Origin of the sequence: Clostridium sp., assembly GCF_050717545.1 — a bacterium.
Taxonomy (GTDB): Bacteria; Bacillota; Clostridia; order Clostridiales; family Clostridiaceae; genus Clostridium_AD.
Map to the genome: position 1 here is coordinate 1 of NZ_JBOITN010000013.1, position 19,001 is coordinate 19,001.

General features: G+C 31.7%; 12 protein-coding genes, 5 tRNA genes and 1 other annotated feature. All 17 genes read right to left on the bottom strand.

Annotation, left to right across the window (positions count from 1 at the left end; all coding sequences use genetic code 11):
- Positions 1 to 621: 621 nt before the first annotated feature.
- The 17 genes from murD to ACREVX_RS02920 all read right to left on the bottom strand — a co-directional run bounded on the left by murD (position 622) and on the right by ACREVX_RS02920 (position 18,925).
- Positions 622 to 1,995: a UDP-N-acetylmuramoyl-L-alanine--D-glutamate ligase gene (gene murD / locus ACREVX_RS02840; RefSeq protein ID WP_431542649.1), complete on the bottom strand. Its 1,374-nt coding sequence runs from the start codon at positions 1,993 to 1,995 to the stop codon at positions 622 to 624.
- A gap of 213 nt (positions 1,996 to 2,208) precedes the next feature.
- Positions 2,209 to 3,600: a glycine--tRNA ligase gene (locus tag ACREVX_RS02845; RefSeq protein WP_431542651.1), complete on the bottom strand. Its 1,392-nt coding sequence runs from the start codon at positions 3,598 to 3,600 to the stop codon at positions 2,209 to 2,211.
- 69 nt (positions 3,601 to 3,669) lie between these two features.
- Positions 3,670 to 3,835 (bottom strand) — a binding site (T-box leader).
- A gap of 137 nt (positions 3,836 to 3,972) precedes the next feature.
- Positions 3,973 to 4,047, bottom strand: a tRNA-Asn gene (locus ACREVX_RS02850).
- A gap of 271 nt (positions 4,048 to 4,318) precedes the next feature.
- Positions 4,319 to 5,848: a lysine--tRNA ligase gene (gene lysS / locus ACREVX_RS02855; RefSeq protein ID WP_431542653.1), complete on the bottom strand. Its 1,530-nt coding sequence runs from the start codon at positions 5,846 to 5,848 to the stop codon at positions 4,319 to 4,321.
- Positions 5,849 to 6,040: 192 nt separating this feature from the next.
- Positions 6,041 to 6,523, bottom strand: a complete 483-nt coding sequence (gene greA / locus ACREVX_RS02860) for a transcription elongation factor GreA (RefSeq protein ID WP_431542655.1) — start codon at positions 6,521 to 6,523, stop codon at positions 6,041 to 6,043.
- A gap of 271 nt (positions 6,524 to 6,794) precedes the next feature.
- The gene (locus ACREVX_RS02865; RefSeq protein ID WP_431542656.1) at positions 6,795 to 7,631 is read right to left on the bottom strand and encodes a Rossmann-fold NAD(P)-binding domain-containing protein; all 837 of its coding nucleotides are present in this window, start codon (positions 7,629 to 7,631) and stop codon (positions 6,795 to 6,797) included.
- A gap of 76 nt (positions 7,632 to 7,707) precedes the next feature.
- The gene (dusB, locus tag ACREVX_RS02870) at positions 7,708 to 8,685 is read right to left on the bottom strand and encodes a tRNA dihydrouridine synthase DusB (protein ID WP_431542657.1); all 978 of its coding nucleotides are present in this window, start codon (positions 8,683 to 8,685) and stop codon (positions 7,708 to 7,710) included.
- An 8-nt stretch (positions 8,686 to 8,693) separates the two neighbouring features.
- Complete coding sequence (locus ACREVX_RS02875) at positions 8,694 to 9,473, bottom strand: type III pantothenate kinase (protein ID WP_431542659.1); 780 nt, start codon at positions 9,471 to 9,473, stop codon at positions 8,694 to 8,696.
- Between the two features lie 305 nt (positions 9,474 to 9,778).
- The gene (locus ACREVX_RS02880) at positions 9,779 to 11,449 is read right to left on the bottom strand and encodes a formate--tetrahydrofolate ligase (protein ID WP_431542660.1); all 1,671 of its coding nucleotides are present in this window, start codon (positions 11,447 to 11,449) and stop codon (positions 9,779 to 9,781) included.
- A 260-nt stretch (positions 11,450 to 11,709) separates the two neighbouring features.
- Positions 11,710 to 13,551, bottom strand: a complete 1,842-nt coding sequence (ftsH, locus tag ACREVX_RS02885) for an ATP-dependent zinc metalloprotease FtsH (protein WP_431542662.1) — start codon at positions 13,549 to 13,551, stop codon at positions 11,710 to 11,712.
- A gap of 121 nt (positions 13,552 to 13,672) precedes the next feature.
- Entirely contained in the window at positions 13,673 to 14,209 is a 537-nt protein-coding gene (gene hpt, locus ACREVX_RS02890; RefSeq protein ID WP_431542663.1) for a hypoxanthine phosphoribosyltransferase, read from the bottom strand.
- A gap of 2 nt (positions 14,210 to 14,211) precedes the next feature.
- Positions 14,212 to 15,582, bottom strand: coding sequence for a tRNA lysidine(34) synthetase TilS (gene tilS, locus ACREVX_RS02895; RefSeq protein WP_431542664.1), 1,371 nt, complete (start codon positions 15,580 to 15,582; stop codon positions 14,212 to 14,214).
- Positions 15,583 to 15,818: 236 nt separating this feature from the next.
- On the bottom strand, positions 15,819 to 18,209 hold the full coding sequence (gene spoIIE, locus ACREVX_RS02900) for a stage II sporulation protein E (protein WP_431542665.1): 2,391 nt from the start codon (positions 18,207 to 18,209) through the stop codon (positions 15,819 to 15,821).
- Positions 18,210 to 18,531: 322 nt separating this feature from the next.
- A tRNA-Met gene (locus ACREVX_RS02905) sits at positions 18,532 to 18,608 on the bottom strand.
- Positions 18,609 to 18,613: 5 nt separating this feature from the next.
- Positions 18,614 to 18,689, bottom strand: a tRNA-Met gene (locus ACREVX_RS02910).
- A 4-nt stretch (positions 18,690 to 18,693) separates the two neighbouring features.
- Positions 18,694 to 18,782 (bottom strand) — tRNA-Leu (locus tag ACREVX_RS02915).
- A gap of 67 nt (positions 18,783 to 18,849) precedes the next feature.
- Positions 18,850 to 18,925 (bottom strand) — tRNA-Met (locus ACREVX_RS02920).
- Positions 18,926 to 19,001 lie beyond the last annotated feature (76 nt).

The following is a 19,001-nucleotide window of genomic DNA, read 5'->3' on the forward strand; positions in this document are numbered from 1 at the left end:
TTTTTAACTAAAATAATTAATCTGAGACAACTGTTAAGTTGTTACTCAAGCTCATTACATACTTTTAGTCTTACGACTAATATTACTTTTCTATAGTAATTGACTGGTTTAGCAAAATATTATTTTACTAAGTTTACCTATTTCTCTGTTTAATTTTCAAAGACCAATTTGCTACGCCATCATGTGATGACTTTTACAATTATAATTCTTTTTTCACCCATTGTCAACTGTTTTTAAAAAACTTAGATAATGAATTTACTTGAATTTTAATCCATCGCCATACACTTGAAATTTAACTACACTTACATGTTTCAGCGACAATTAATATAATATCATATGTATAAATCGATATCTGTTTATAATCATTCGTTTTAGCCATTTATTTTCATAATTATGCTTATTTCTCACATATATTCTGTTTTACTCATAATGATACGCTTGGAACATTTATTACTTGATTTTCATAAAGATATATATCATAATCTCACTACTTTAAATAAGATCCACCTAAATATAATCGCTAGGTCCTATACTATTGGGACCTAGCGATAATCAAAATTAAAACTCCAATAAAATCCAGCCTTTCTAAATTCTACGCTAAGACCCTAGAAATATATTTTATTACAATGCCATTACTATTTCCTTATATTTGTTACCTCTCGCCTCAAAGTTTTCAAACATATCAAAACTTGCACATGCTGGTGATAATGTAATAATATCTCCAGCCGTTGCAACTAACTTAGCCGCATCAATTGCATCACTAAAATTTTCACAAATTATAATATTCAAAGAAATCTTTTCCTTATCTATTACAGTATCAAAGACTTCTTTTATTTTATATTTAGTATCACCTACTAATATTAATGTTTTAATACTAGCATAAGCCTGGGCTAGTGATTCAAAGGGTAGTTTCTTATCATACCCCCCTGCAATTAATATAACTGGTTTTTCAAAAGCACTAAGACTTGCTACTGTTCTAGTTGGAGTTGAGGCTATTGAATCATTGTAATACTTAACTCCATCAACTTCTCTTACAAATTCGCTTCTATGAGGTACCCCCCCAAAAGTAATAGCAACTTCTCTCATGCTCGCAACTGATACTTCTCCCTGTGTTGCACAGAATGCAGTTAATAGATTTTCCACATTATACATTCCTTTTATCTTTACTTCTTCAAGCGTACATACTACCTGACCCATAATAAATAATTTATTATTTTGGAAATATGCGCCATCTTTTAACTTCTCATTTGTACTAAAATACATAGTTTTTCCTTTAGCTTCTTTTCTTAATCCATATGTCAAAGCATTATCTCTGTTTAGTATAAGGAGATCACCTGCACTTTGATATTTATATATGTTCTTCTTTGCATCTATATATTCATCAATATCCTTATGAATATCCAAATGATTTGGGCTCAAATTTGTCACTATTGCTACATCTGTGGAGACAGTCATAGTCATAAGCTGAAAGCTTGACAATTCTAGCACTACTTTATCAACCTTAGTTATTTCTTCAATATTTGCAAATAGTGGAGTTCCTATATTTCCTCCAACCCAAGTTTTATATCCTTCTTTTTTTAATATGTTATATATTATTGTAGTTGTAGTTGTTTTTCCATCACTACCAGTTACTCCATAAGTTTTTGCAGGGCAATATTTTATGAACTCCTCCATTTCAGATGTTATATATGTGCCTTCCTCTTTCGCTTTCAAAAGAGCAGGATTGTCAATTCTCATAGATGGTGTTTTAAATATAACATGGAACCCCGTTAAATCATTTAAATATTCTTCACCAAGGACTAGTTTGACCCCTTCTTTTTCAAAGTCTGTTGCTACGTTCCCAAGAACGCTATAAGTTTTCTTATCAAAAGCTGTTACACTAGCCCCAAGTTTTACCAAAAAATGTATTAAAGGAATATTACTAATCCCTATACCTAGAACTCCAACTTTTTTCCCTATTATAAATTCTTTAAACTCACTAAATTTTTTTTCCATATAAACCTCCATGCATCTTTATATATTTCATATTATATTATCTACCACTCAAATTTGTTTATACTAATTATAACACTTAAACCATAATCCGAGGCACTCTAATACCTATCTTAAAAATTTTTTATAAAAAAATAGCACATAGTATAACTGTAGACTATTTAAGCCCCAGTATATACTTTGCGCTACTTTATAACCCAACTTAAAAATTATAAGCTAAAATTGTAATTTTTCTTCTATAAACTTTTCCAGATCATCTATTTTTACTCTTATTTGACCCATTGTATCTCTATCTCTAATTGTTACGGTATTATCCTCTAAAGTATCAAAATCCACAGTTATACAATATGGTGTTCCAATTTCATCTTCTCTTCTATATCTTTTTCCTATACTTCCAGCTTCATCATAGTCTATGTTAAACTTTTTACTTAACATACCAAAAACTTCCGTAGATTTTTCTGATAATTTTTTACTGAGGGGCAAAACAGCTGCCTTAAACGGAGCAAGTGCTGGATGCAAATGAAGCATCGTTCTAACGTCCCCGCCTTCGAGTTCTTCTTCATCATATGCATTGGCTAAGAACGCTAGTACAACTCTGTCTGCACCTAACGAAGGTTCAATACAATACGGTACATACTTTTCATTAGTTATAGGGTCTAAATAACTTAAATCATTACCTGAATGCTCCATATGTTTTTTTAAATCATAATCCGTTCTATCAGCAATTCCCCATAGTTCTCCCCATCCAAAAGGAAACAAGAATTCTATGTCACAAGTAGCATTACTATAAAATGATAATTCTTCAACGTCGTGATCTCTAAACCTTATATTTTCTTTCTCCATTCCCAAATTAAATAAGAAATTAGAACATTGTTCTTTCCAATATGCAAACCATTCTAAATCCGTACCCGGCTTACAAAAAAACTCCAATTCCATTTGTTCAAATTCTCTTGTTCTAAAAATAAAATTTCCTGGTGTTATTTCATTTCTAAAAGCTTTACCTATTTGACCTATTCCAAATGGAACTTTTTTTCTTGAAGCCCTTTGAACATTTTTAAAGTTTACAAAAATACCTTGCGCAGTTTCTGGTCTTAAATATATATCAGACTTTCCATCTTCAGTTATTCCCATTGAAGTCTTAAACATCAAATTGAATTTTCTAATGTCAGTAAAATTATTCTTTCCACATTTAGGACATACTATTTTTTCTTTCTCCATGTAATCTTTTAGTTCTTCATTTGTCCATCCATCAGCAGTAGCTACTTCTGCTCCAAGGTACGTCATATGGTCTTCTACTAATTTATCTGCTCTAAATCTAGATTTACAATCTTTACAATCCATTAACGGATCTGAAAATCCTCCAACATGGCCCGTTGCAACCCATACTTGCGGGTTCATTAGTATAGCGCAATCTACGCCTACATTATACGGACTTTCTTGAACAAATTTTTCCCACCATGCTTTTTTAACATTATTCTTAAATTCTACTCCTAAAGGACCATAGTCCCACGAATTAGCAAGTCCACCGTATATATCCGATCCTGGGAATATGAACCCGCGAGTTTTACATAAAGAAACGATCTTATCCATGCTCTTTTTTAATTCCATGTTAAAGCCTCCTAAATTTTTAGTAATCTACCCTAGTCATTATTTTAAGTATAAAAAAAAGACTATACCCTAAGGGACGAAATTTACTTCCGCGGTTCCACCCTTATTGGCACAAGCCCTACTCTAAATTCTATACACTCAAAAGTTCCTTTCACAATAATACTTTGATTGTTTGCACCATCCACAATCTCTCTTAGAAAGCACTACTACTACTCTTCTTTGTCATAGTGAAATATTTCATTATATTAAATCATCTCCTGCGGAGCTGAGATATTATTATAAGTAATATCATACATAACCTCTGCGTAATAACTATATCAAATAAATAAATTAAATTCACTTATTATAATAGAGTCCAAAAAATAAAAAAAATGGCTCCGCGAAAAGGATTTGAACCTTCAACCTATCGGTTAACAGCCGAGTGCTCCACCGTTGAGCTATCGCGGAATAATATGTTTTCTAACCATAATGATATTATACCATATATAGTTAATAAATCAATAGTTTTTATTTTTAATCTAATTCCATGATTTTGTTTTTGTTATTAATATCTTTCTATCCTACATTATTATAATGCCTTTATATTATATATTTATTCATTATGTTTATATTTTATTTAAAATATATAGAAGTTTACAAAGCAAAGACTTATATATATATAACAAAAGATATTCTAGATTAACTAAAATATCTTTTGTTTTATATATATTTTTTTAAGTTATTGTAATGGTTTCATTGTAGGAAATAAAATAACATCTCTTATTGAATAAGAATCAGTTAAAAACATTACAAGTCTATCAATTCCTATACCAAGTCCACCTGTTGGAGGCATTCCTGTTTCTAATGCACTCATAAATTCTTCATCTATTAGATATGCTTCATCGTCACCAAGTTCTCTTTCTTTAGCTTGTTGCATAAATCTATCTCTTTGAACTACTGGGTCATTTAATTCTGAGTATGCATTACAAATTTCACGCCCAAATATAAATCCTTCAAATCTTTCAGTAAACTCTTCACTCCCTCTCTTTTTCTTTGTAAGAGGTGATATTTCTACTGGATAATCACATAAGAATGTTGGTTGAATTAAATGCTCCTCCACATATACTTCAAATAATTCATTTAGTATATCTGCTTTTGTACAATTATCTAAATCTTTTTTAAATTCCAAATGCTTTTCTTTAGCTATTATTCTAGCTTCTTCATTAGTAGCTATTTTCATAAAGTCTACTCCTGAGTACTCTTTCACTGCATCTACCATAGTAATTCTTCTCCATGGTGGTGTAAAATCTATTTCTGTTCCTTGATAATTAACCTTAGTAGTTCCATGAATTTTTTCACAAACGTAAGCTATCATATTTTCAGTAATTTCCATCATATCATTATAATCAGCAAAAGCTTCATATAGTTCTATACATGTAAATTCTGGATTATGTCTTATATCAGTTCCTTCATTCCTAAAGTTTTTACCCATATCATATACCTTTTCAAAACCAGCAACAATAAGTCTTTTCAAATATAACTCTGTGGCAATTCTAAGATACATATCAATGTCTAATGCATTATGGTGAGTCATAAATGGTCTTGCTGCAGCGCCTCCTGCTATTGGCGATAATATTGGAGTTTCAACTTCTAGAAATCCTTTATTATCTAAGAATTCCCTAATAGACTTAACTATGGATATTCTCTTTAAGAATGTATCTCTAACTTGTGGGTTCATTATTATATCTACTTCTCTTTGTCTATATCTTAAATCTGGATCCTTTAAACCATGCCATTTTTCTGGAAGTGGTTTAAGAGACTTAGCTATAAGATTGAAATCTACTATATGTAATGATATTTCACCAGTTTTAGTAACAAATGGTGTTCCTGTTATACTTACAATATCCCCTATGTCAAAGCTTTTATATTCTTTAAGCTTTTCTTCTCCAACATCATCTATCTTTATGTATAGTTGAATTTTACCATATCTATCATGAATATCAGAAAAACCAGCCTTACCGTGGACCCTTTTAGACATAAGTCTACCAGCTACAACAACTTGCGAGCCTTCTAATTTCTCATAATTTTCTTTAACCTCTTGAGACGTATGAGTTCTCTCAACTTTGTACACATCAAATGGATCATTGCCTTCTTCTTTTAATGCCGCTAATTTTCGTCGTCTTATGGTTACCTGTTCATTATATTTAGATTCAAGTTCATGTAATTTTTTCTCTTCACTTTTTTCTTCGTTCTTCTTCTCGTTTGACATTAGTATACCTCCTATTTTCCTCTTCGGCAGAAACAAATGTTAATAAATAATCTACCACACTGATTGATATATATTTCTTTAGGACACCTGCCAATTATTAATCGCTAAGTGCCCCTATTTATTATAACAACTTTTCCCTATAAAGAGTTGCTTTATACAATAAAGACTTAACTTTATATGAATTTTGAATAATTATCCACGTCTTACTTCAAGTACTTCATATTTTCCAACACCGTCTGGAACAGTAACTTCTATAATTGTTCCCGCTTTTTTTCCCTCTAGCGCACTTCCAACTGGTGATTCGTTTGATATCTTATTTATCATTGGATCAGCTTCTGCTGAACCTACTATATGAAATTCAATTTCTTCATCAAATTCATAATCCTTAACTTTAACTATAGACCCTATAGTTATTACGTCCTTTTCAATCTCATTTTCGTCTATAACACTTGCACTTCTAAGCATATTTTCTAATTGTATTATTCTGCCCTCTACAAATGCCTGCTCATTTTTAGCATCATCATACTCTGAGTTTTCACTAAGGTCCCCATACCCAAGTGCCACTTTTATCTTTTCAGTTATATCCTTCCTCTTTACGGTCTTAAGAAATTCTAATTCTTCTTCTAATTTTGTAATACCCTCATAGGTCATTACATGTTTTTTTAGGTCACTCATTCATTTCTCCCCTTTAAATTTTTATTAAATAAGTTAATGACTACCAATAAATTCACTATATACTAACAATATAATGACATACAAATGCCCCACCACCATAATGTTTTTCTAAAACTATAAAAATCCAAGTAACTTATATAATATGAGCCTATTAGTCCGTATTGATGATTTATTGAGTTTAAAATTTAATATTAGAATAACAATCCATGTAACTATTTAGCCATTATAAATCAGAGTGTTAACATTGTCAATATAATTACACTAAAATACACTAATATATTACATTATCGTTGAATTTTATTTTTTCTAAGTAAATGCCATTATATTTAAGAGCCTTTTCAATATCACTCTCCTCCATTTGACATAATATAGCCCCAAGAAGTTCAATAGAAAATTTAACTTTAAAGTCGCCCCAAGGTACTTTATAACTTACATCATTTATAGTTATGACATCATTTATGATATCATAAGCTTTTACCGCATCTATACTATTATTTAAAAGCCATACTGGCGACCCATAACTAAAATCATAATCTTTAGATGAAATAATGAAGTCTGCTATCTTTGTGGCATAAATTTCATCATTAGTTACAATAGGGGATACTCCAAAACTCGTAATAATATATTCTGCAAGTTTTCTTGACCGCGCTAAATTTGAAGATAACAGTACTATATATTTACACTGCTTTGCCAGTTCCAATATGATATCATAGTTTATTACATCAACAGCATCATAAACTACAACACAACAATTCTTTATACTTTTATTTCTCACCCTAAGCATAAGTTGTATACTTTTTATAACACTAAAAGCAAAAAAACGTTTTTGAAATTTATTAAAATATTTATAATCCATTGGTCTTAGTGTCTTAGGTGCTAATACTACTTGACCACATTTACATATTTTTTTAGCATAATCTAAATTATATAAATATGATTTTTTATTAAAATTAGGAGGTAATCTTACATTTGTAACTTTAATATCTAATTCTTTGATGTAATCGATGCTTATTAATTTCGTCTTTAGTTTATCTTTAATTTTACTTATAAACCCAAATTCATTATAAATATTATCTATATTTGAAGTTACACATAGTATTGGTTTCATCTTAATGCACCTTATCAATTAATGTACTATTATCTTATTCAGTACTAATCACAATATTCATGTTTTGGTTTTTAAATTATATGTTTATATCTTTCAAATATTCCTTATAATCTAAAAGTACTTGCTTTACCTCATTATAATTATTCTTAGTATTAATTTTATTCTTAATTTCAGAACATCTGCTAAGCCCTTTAATATACCAAGCTGTGTGTTTTCTCATTTCTCTAACAGCTTTACCTTCTTCATAATACTTAACCGTCAAATCTAAATGCCTTATGCACATATCTATTTTTTCATTGCTAGTCGGGTATATAACTTTTTCTCCCTTTATTATCTGCATAACTTCTCTAAATATCCATGGATTTCCTCTGGCCCCTCTTGCAATCATAATAGCATCACAATTAGTGATTCCCTTTATCCTAAGTGCATCCTCTACACAAAACACATCGCCGTTACCTATTACTGGTACTTTTACGTTTTCTTTTACGGCTCTAATAATATCCCAATCAGCAACGCCCTCATACATTTGCTCGCGAGTCCTTCCATGAATTGCAATAGCATCTATCCCTGCATCTTCCATGTATTTGGCAAATTCTACAGCATTAACGTTACCCTCATCAAAACCCTTTCTAAACTTTACAGTCACAGGCTTTGTTGAAACTTTTTTCATTTCTTTTATTATTTGCGCTGCTAGTTTAGGATTTTTCATCAAAGCTGATCCCTCACCATTTTTTACTATCTTGTGAACAGGACACCCCATGTTTACGTCAACCATACATATATCATCTCGAGCATTGAATATTTCACAGGCACTGGCCATAATTTTAGGGTCGCTTCCAAATATCTGAATGGCTACAGGTTTCTCGATTTGAGAAATTTGCATAAGCGCCTGAGTATTCTCACTTTCATAATATAATCCTTTAGCGCTTACCATTTCCGTATATACAAGGCCACAACCTAATTCTTTGCATAATCCTCTAAAAGCGATATCTGTAATACCTGCCATCGGTGCTAAAAAAACATCGTTTTTAAAATTTAAATTAGATATTTTCATTAAATCACCTATTCCCTATTCTTCTCATAAATCATTCTAAGTCCTTCTAATGTTAAGTTCGGATGGAACTCATCAATAGCTAAAGAATCTTCTGTTATTAGTTTTGAGAGCCCTCCAGTAGCTACTACAAAAGGTTCTTCTTCTCCCATAGCAATCATTTCACTTTTCATTTTATTAACAATATATTCTACTTGCCCAATATACCCGTATACTATTCCAGACTGCATGCTTGCAACAGTATTTTTACATATAACTGTATCCGGTTTCATAAGTTCAACTCGAGGCAATTTCGCTGCTCTTTCAAATAAAGCTTCGGAAGATATTTTAATACCAGGGCATATAGTCCCCCCTAAATAGTTAGCATCACTGCTTATAGCACAAAATGTTGTAGCGGTACCAAAATCTATTAAGATCAATGATCTTTTATATATTTCATGAGCTGAAACAGCATTAACTATTCTATCTGCGCCAACTTCTTTAGGATTATCGTATTTCACATTTATTCCGGTCTTTACACCTGGTCCCACAATCATAGGCACCAAATCAAAATATTTTCTTATCATATGCTCTAGTGAGTACATAATATTCGGAACCACTGAGGAAATTATTACCCCTTTGATACTTTCTGTTTTTAATCGCCTCTCATCAAATAGCTGCATAACTTGAATTCCATATTCGTCAGCCGTTCTATTAGAATCAGTAGATAGTCTCCACTCTACAAGTAACTCTTTATTCTTAAAAACTCCCAAAACTGTATTAGTATTCCCAACATCTAAAACTAGAATCACTTTACACACCACCTATAATAATATAAAACAGCCCCAAAGCCGCTTTATATTTTTTAATAAAAACGTAAGATTACTATGTTTAATATATTAAAACATTAATTTTAACTATTCACAATTTATCAATCTAATTCTAACAACTTGAACATATTTGTCAAGTTAAATCTTTATAATAAATTTTATATATAACTATTTTTTATAATAATAAAAACAAAATAACCTTAACTAATATCTTAGCTCTAATTATATATTCAAAAATAAGGTTGCTATAGCTATATCCTATAACAACCTTATTTTTCTAACCCAAATTAAAATAAACCAGATATAGTACCATCCTCTGCTATATCCATTTTACATGCTGCTGGAATCTTAGGAAGTCCTGGCATAGTCATTATATTTCCTGTTAACACTACAACAAATCCAGCTCCATTAGAAATTTTAACTTCTTTAACGTTTATAGTGAAGTTTGTTGGTCTTCCCAATAGACTTGGATTATCCGATAGAGAATTCTGAGTTTTAGCAACACATATTGGGACTTTATCTAACCCAAGTTTTTCTATTTCAGAAATTTGTCTGTTCGCAGCTGGACTATATTCTACTCCATTTGCTCCATATATTTCCGCGGCAATAATGTTTACCTTTTCTTTTATGGCTAACTTCTCATCATATAAAACCTTAAAACTGCTTTTACTATTTTCAATAGTATCAACCACCTTAGTTGCAAGTTCAAGTCCACCCTCTGCTCCTTTTTCCCAAACCTCGGTTAAATCTACTTTAACACCTTTTTGCACGCAGAATTCTTTTATATATTCAATCTCTTCCTTAGTATCCGAAACAAACTTATTTATTGCTACTATTACGGGAACTTCGTATTTTTGAATATTTTCTATTTGTTTCTCTAAATTAGCGATTCCTTTTGAAAGAGCTTCCACGTTAGGTTCATTTAATTTATCTTTTTTTACACCGCCGTGATGTTTAAGCGCTCTTATTGTAGCAACAAGAACAACACAATCTGGTTTAAGCTTGCCATATCTACATTTTATATCAAAGAATTTTTCAGCACCTAAATCTGCTCCAAATCCAGCTTCTGTTACAACATAGTCCCCGAGCTTCAGAGCCATTTTAGTTGCAAGTAAACTATTGCAACCATGAGCGATATTAGCAAAAGGCCCCCCATGTATTATTGCAGGAGTATTATCCAAAGTCTGAACTAAATTTGGTTTTATCGCATCTTTCATAAGTAGTGCCATTGCACCATTAACTAATAAATCTTTACAATAAATCGGATTACCGCTAAGGTCATACGCAACTAAAATCTTTCCCATTCTTTCTTTTAGGTCCATTAGATTACTTGCCAAACATAAAATAGCCATTATTTCTGACGCAACGGTTATCATAAATCCATCTTCTCTTAAAAATCCATTAGGTTTACCACCAAGCCCAACCACAATGTTGCGCAGAGCTCTATCATTCATATCCATTACTCTTTTAAATGTAATCTTTCTACTGTCTATTTCTAGGACATTACCTTGCTGAATATGATTATCAATAGCCGCTGATAGTAAATTATTAGCTGCAGTTATTGCATACATATCCCCTGTGAAATGAAGGTTTATATCTTCCATTGGTACAACTTGTGCATAGCCGCCACCAGCAGCTCCCCCTTTAATTCCAAATACTGGTCCAAGAGAAGGTTCTCTTAAAGCTATCACTGCCTTTTTACCTTGTTTTGATAAAGCATCCGCAAGACCAATTGTAACTGTGGATTTTCCTTCTCCAGCTGGAGTAGGGTTAATTGCTGTAACTAATATTAACTTTCCATCTTTTTTATTTTCATTTCTTTTAAGTACATCTAAAGAAATTTTTGATTTATATTTTCCATATAAATCTATGTCGTCCTCAGTTAATCCTAATTTCTGTGCAACCTCACGAATATGTAGCATCTTAGCATTTTGTGCAATTTCTATATCACTTTTCATATACTCCACCCCTTATATATAAACTAAACAAAAATACACCAATGAATGAATTATTTCTGTAATACAACACTTAAGAATTATATTACCTTCTCTCACTAATTCTTTATATTATATCACAATTTGTACCAACTGTTTATATAGAATTTAAGTAAAGATAGTAGCAACCTACAAATTTAATATATACCATCAAATTAATATACTTTATTTTACTTGACGTAAAAAAAGATATACAGTGCATCACTGTATATCTTTTAAATAAACTAACTCTTTGTTAAATCAATTTCACTTGACTCAGATCTTGCAATTATTGCTTCAAACTCTGCACCCTCAAGTTTTTCCTTTAACAAAAGTTCTTGGGCTACTGCATGGAGTTTAATAACATTATCAGCAAGAATTTTTTCTGCTTTTCCATAAGCTTCATCAATGAGAGATTTAACTTCTAAATCTATAATGTTTGCTATCTCCTCACTGAAATTCCTACTTTTACCTAAATCTCTACCAAGGAATACTTCGTTATGATCATTACCAAAAGATATTGGTCCAAGAACATCACTCATACCATATTCCATAACCATCTTCCTTGCAATTGCTGAAGCTCTATCAATATCATTTTTAGCACCTGTGCTAATATCTTTTAATATTAATTTTTCAGAAACTCTACCACCAAGTAATCCAACCATTTCATCTTTTAATTTTAATTTTGAAGTATACGCTGTATCTTCTTCTGGCAGGTGCATTGTGTATCCACCAGCCATACCTCTTGGTATAATACTTATTTGATGTATTGGATCAGATAATGGAGAATATTTCATTACTACAGCATGCCCAGCTTCATGATACGCTGTTAATTTTCTATCTTTTTCACTTATAACTTTACTCTTCTTTTCAGGTCCTGCAATAACCCTAGTTACTGCTTCATCAAGTTCCTTCATCTCTATAACCGTCTTTTTATTTCTAACTGTAAGTAGTGCAGCTTCGTTCATTAAATTCTCTAAATCTGCACCAGTGAAACCAGGTGTCCTTTTAGCGAGTACTTCAAGTTTTACTTCCTCTGCTAAATGTTTACCTTTTGAATGTACCTTTAATATCTCTTCTCTTCCCTTAACATCAGGCGCCCCAACCATTATATGCCTATCAAATCTGCCTGGTCTTAAAAGAGCGGGATCAAGTATATCTGGTCTATTTGTTGCAGCTATCATGATAATACCTTCATTTACGCCAAATCCATCCATTTCAACTAATAGTTGATTTAGAGTTTGTTCTCTTTCATCATGACCTCCACCAACACCAGCGCCTCTTTGTCTACCTACTGCATCAATCTCATCAATAAATATTATGCAAGGTGCGCTTTTCTTTGCTTGTTCAAATAAATCTCTAACTCTTGAAGCTCCAACTCCTACAAACATCTCTACAAATTCAGACCCTGATATACTATAAAATGGCACTCCTGCTTCTCCTGATACGGCTCTTGCAAGTAAAGTTTTACCTGTACCTGGTGGACCTACCAAAAGTATACCTTTAGGAATTCTTGCACCAGCTTCTAAATATCTTTTAGGTTGCTTTAAGAAATCTACAACTTCTGCAAGTTCTGCCTTTTCTTCATCTTCACCTGCTACATCATCAAATGTAACTTTTTTCTTATCTGGCGTGGCAATTTTAGCTCTGCTCTTACCAAAATTCATAACCCCTCTACCGCCACCGCCACCGCCGCCGCCACCTTGCGATTGTTGCATGTACATAAACCAAAAAGCTACTAACATTAAAATTATAAGTAGTGTTGGTATTACTTGCAACCACATTGGCATAGTTGCCGGTTTTACATATGTTTCTGTAACACTTGTATTTGGGTATTTATCCATTACTTGTAATAATCTCGTGAGTGGAACTACGGTCTCATAATCTGTTCCGTCATTTAGTTTCCCCGCTACAGTTTTATCTTCTCTTACCTGAATACTTTTAATCTCTTTTTTAACCCAATGTTCCTGAAACTGATCAACACTAATTGTGTTAACTTTTTTATCGGTTCCATATAAGGCTAATGAAGCAAAAATTAAAAGTACAAACACTACGACCCAAACTGATGCACTAGAAATTTTTTTCATTAGAAAACCCCCTCTCTTCTTATTTACTATAAAATTTTATCACATTAAAAAGGACTTGACAATAATATATTACATTAATAATTGATTAATATAATATATCTAATATACAATTTATAGATATTTATTTATAAATTTCATCTTTAAGTACTCCTACATATGGTAAATTTCTATATTTTTCTGCGTAATCCATTCCAAATCCTACAAGAAAATAATCTGGTACATCAAAACCTAGATATTTAACATCTATATCTACCTTTCTTCTTTCCGGTTTATTAAGTAAACATATAATTTCTAAACTATTTGGTTTTCTTGCACGTAAACACTTCATTAGATATTTAAGTGTAACTCCAGAATCTATAATATCTTCTACTATTAATACATCCTTACCTTGAATCTCAAAATCTAAATCTTTTAAAATTCTTACAACACCTGAACTCTCCGTAGAATTCCCATAACTAGAAACCGCCATGAAATCCATTTTACAAGGGATAGTAATTTCCTTTAACAAATCTGACATAAAAATAACCGAGCCTTTTAAAATTCCAATCAGTATAAGCTCTTTACCTAAATAATCATTACTTATTTTTGCACCCATTTGCCTGATTTTATCCTTTAACTCATCCCCGCTGTACAATACCTCTTTAATATCGTTGTTCATTTTTATTCCTCTCTTCCAATTCTAATTCGTAATATATTTTTAGTATCCTTTGAAACTTTGAATTTTTCACTAACCCTATATCCAACTACCCAACTAATATCATTCCCAAAACATATTAAAGGTATTTTATTTCTTTTAGATTTAGGTATTTTTAAATCAATAAATAAATCTTTAATCTTTTTATTACCCGTCATGCCAAGTGGCATGAACCTATCCCCATCTTTTCGATTTCTCAATATTATTGGTCCTGAAATTTTGTTATAGTCAAAGTTCTTAATATAATCAGTCCCCTTAAATCGTGAACATTCTGATTTAGAAATAACCTCCATATCTACTACCATGTTTAAAGAATGAATAATATTATTTTCATCAATATTTAACCTATACTGATTGCTATTATCAACAATTACTTTCTCCTGCACAAATATGTGCACATTCGCATAACAGTTTTCAACTATTATATTCGATGGAAGCATTATACTTTTGCCGGTTTCATGACTTTGAAGTTTTATAACACTAGTTATATGAACTTTTTCAAAATTATATAAATTATGATTTACATGAAGTAGCGCTGCTCTAACAATCCTACTTAGAATTGCTTCATGTAACTCAAACGCATTTTTGTTTATTATAACCCTTTGATTAACAATCTCACAATGCTTTTTAAATTCTTTTTGTGAAACATCACTCAAATAATCATTGTCTTTTTTTACAGTATCTGATAATCTATTTAATGTTGTAATTATATCTTTATTAAAGTTTTGCTCCATGTATGGAATTAGTTCGAGCCTTACTTTATTCCTGGCATATATATTTTCTAAATTAGATTTATCTATCCTTGGACTTATCCCCTTATCCTCGCAATATCTCTCTATTTCCTTTCTACTAAGGTGAAGTATAGGCCTTACATATAAATTATCCCGCACAGGTTTTATGCCTACCATGCCCTCTATACCCGTCCCTCTCATCACTCTCATTAAAACAGTTTCAGCTTGATCATTAGCATTATGTGCAAGCGCCACTTTATCAGCATTTAAACTAATTAGAAGTTCCTTAAAAAACTGATACCTTTCTTCTCTACCTGCCATTTCGCAAGATAAATTCTTTTCGCCTGCTATTTTATGCACATCCACTTTTTTGCTATAGAACTCTATATTTAAACTATCACAAGTTTTTTTAGCATACTGCTCATCTTTTTCGGCATCGCCCTCTCTAAGACAATGATTTAGATGAGCACCAACAAGCGTAATTCCAATTTTATCCTTGATATCATTTAAAATATATAACAAACATGTGGAATCAGGACCACCAGAAACCGCAACTATAACCTTATCTCCCTTTTCAAACATTGAATTTTTTTTTATAAAATCCATGACCTTCTGTGACAAAATTTTCACTTCCCAAACTTATTTTATAATATTTCATGAGTTTAATGCATTCATATAATTTTAATCTCATATCACTATATCATATTACTATGTAATATAGTAATCTATATTTTCTATTTTTTCTGAAATGTCGTTCAAAACAAAAATGAGAAAGCTTAAGAAGACTCTTACTTCTACAATGCTTTCTCATTTTAAATTTGTATATTAAGGCCTAAGTAACCTTAATATAAACTATATATCTTAGAAACAAGAACTGTCATGTCATCCTTAACCTTATTACCACTTAATTTTTTTGCTTCCCCTAAAAGTCCATCAGCTAACTCCTTAGGATTATTACAATTATTTTTACCTAGATAATCAACTACCCAATCTACTCTACCTACATTTTCGTCATTATAATCTAATACCCCATCGCTAAGCATAACCATAATATCGCCATTTTTTAACTTCATTTGCTGTATATCTATATCAGCCTTATCTAAAACCCCAATAGGAAGAGATTTTGATTTTATAATTTCTAAATTATCCCCCGATTTTAAAAATGTTGCAACAGCTCCTACCTTTAAAAAATCAATCTCTCCAGTGTATAAGTCTATGCTACTTAAATCTATAGTTGAAAATTTTTCTTCTTCTGAAAATCTCAACGTCATTATAGAGTTAACAGTGTTTATAGCCGTAATTTTACTAAAGCCTGCTGATGTAAACTTTTCTATTAGTTCCACAGCGGCCTCGCTCTCTCTACCTGCCCTAGGACCCGACCCCATACCATCGCTAATAACTGACATATAACTTCCATCGGCAAGTTTTCCAAAACTGTAACTATCTCCATTTGATTTTTCTCCATCTTTACATTGCCTAGCTACACTAGACACCACGTGAAATTTAGGGGTCTCTTCAATGGTTACCTTGCACATATTAGTCTTTGAATCTATAGAGCATCCATCATCACTAACACACATACTTTTACCTGTTACACCATTTATAATAGGCAATAAGTCCTTCACGCACATCTGTCTTCCACTACAAGCATTAAGTGATAATTTAATACTAAGCCTTCCAAGCTTATCATTTAAGCACATAAGATCATTGTGCTTAATTCTATTTTTATCTAAAGCCCTGCATATAAGTTTTTCCATAGAAGTATCTATTTGAATATCCGAATTAAACTCTTCGACTATTTCTCCTACAGAATCTGCCATATTACTGATTTGATTTGCTAAAAGCTCCCGTCCTTCACTAAGTCTTGTCCTCCACATTTCATTTATGATGTGTTTATTAACTATATCTTCTGTGTTTTTAAGTATTGCAGTACGCTTTATACACTTTCTTTCAATTTCAACTGGTACAGTGTTCGACTTTCTCTCAAAATTTTCAATCAATTCTTCAAATGCAGCATATGTATAGTGTAGTTCTCTCTTCCAACACATAGATTTCATATTACAATTGCTACACACCCTGTCCGCAAGATTTTCCACAAGCGCACTGCTTTTACCTTTCATTGCCAATTTCTCGTTATCTACTAAGTTATTTAATATATCTGACATATTTGAAAGTACATCTGAAAATTTATCTAATCTTCCTACAAATGTATCTTTAATTTTATTTATATAACCCTGCTCTATATTTTGCTTTTTCTTATCTGAATTAAACTCTATTGCTAACTGAGCATAAACTCTTTGCGGTACTAGTAAAAATATTACACCTGCTACAAACGCTTCAAATATCATAAATTCAGGTCCAGTCACGCAATATATCTTTATTATTGAAAAAGCCACTAAATAAGACGTAACATTTAAAAGCTTGCCCGTTTCCTTAAAAATACCCGTTATTAACCCGCAAATACCATACATACCTATAAACATAATCATATTCTCAGACGACATCCCTACAATAATACCCATGGCAACTCCAGATGCTGCACCAGCACCACTTCCGTTAATATAACCTATTACTATAATAAAGGAAAGTCCCAATATATTTGTAATAGATATATCGAAAATACTGATCCCCCAGGTACCTGCTATAATTAAAGAACTTATGATTGACATACTTATTATTTCTTCATTTAAAAATATATGTTTTGTTTTAATTTCTTTGAAGCATAAAAGACTATAATCTAGAATAAAATATAAAGGAAAGATACATAGAACTAGAAAAAATGAGTTTATAAAAGCCATTACCCCACTTACCTGAATGACAAATAAATTATAGGTAAACAATTCAAATATAATAATTGCAAACATAGAACCTAAAACCCTATTTTTAGCTTCTATCTTATTAAAAGTATGACTCAAAATAGCAATGGTAACTATCACTATCAAATATGATGGCAAATTCTTTACGCTATTATATAAGGTAATATATCCTAAAAGTGTACCACCGGTAGCAATCATTGAAATTTTATCATTTTTAATAAATATTGTAGCTATTAAAAAAGCTATACCAAATGGAGCAGTATTATTAATAAGCAAGACCCTACTTATTAATAAGCTTATTGCAAAATAAACGATTCCACTAATAATCAAATTAATATTTAATACATTTTTCTTTCGCGCCTCATCTTTTACCTTTCTAAGTCTTTCATAAGGAAATATATCAATTCCGTATTGCATACTACAAATCACCCGCCTTTCATAATTAGGACTTCATTATAACAATATAAGTTGGAAATAATTGTCATAAGGTGGAATGCTTGTACATTTTTTATTGGACAATAATTTGTATATTTTTTACATTTAAATTTTACAATTCCCTATAATATAAAAAAACCTACCATATTATTATGGTAGGTTTTAAAATATTAAATGAAGCTTGTCACTTCATGACATTGTATAACTAAGAAATTTATACTTATATGTTTTTACTACTTCTTATAGATATAATTCTATAGTTTTTTAGAGCATAAAAAAAACTCACAGGTTTAATTGTGAGTTTTGGTAGCGGAAATAGGACTTGAACCTACGACCCTTCGGGTATGAACCGAATGCTCTAGCCAGCTGAGCTATTCCGCCTTATTTGGTTGCGGGAGTAGGACTTGAACCCACGACCTTCGGGTTATGAGCCCGACGAGCTACCAACTGCTCCATCCCGCGATATTGGTGCTGAAGACCGGAATCGAACCGGTACGGTGTTTAACCACCGCAGGATTTTAAGTCCTGTGCGTCTGCCAGTTCCGCCACTCCAGCTTATTTTTTCGTCATACTTTTTATAAATTTTTATTCAACTTACTAATTTAGTTATTTAAAAGCTTATTGGTTGCGGGAGTAGGACTTGAACCCACGACCTTCGGGTTATGAGCCCGACGAGCTACCAACTGCTCCATCCCGCGATATTTGGTGCTGAAGACCGGAATCGAACCGGTACGGTGTTTAACCACCGCAGGATTTTAAGTCCTGTGCGTCTGC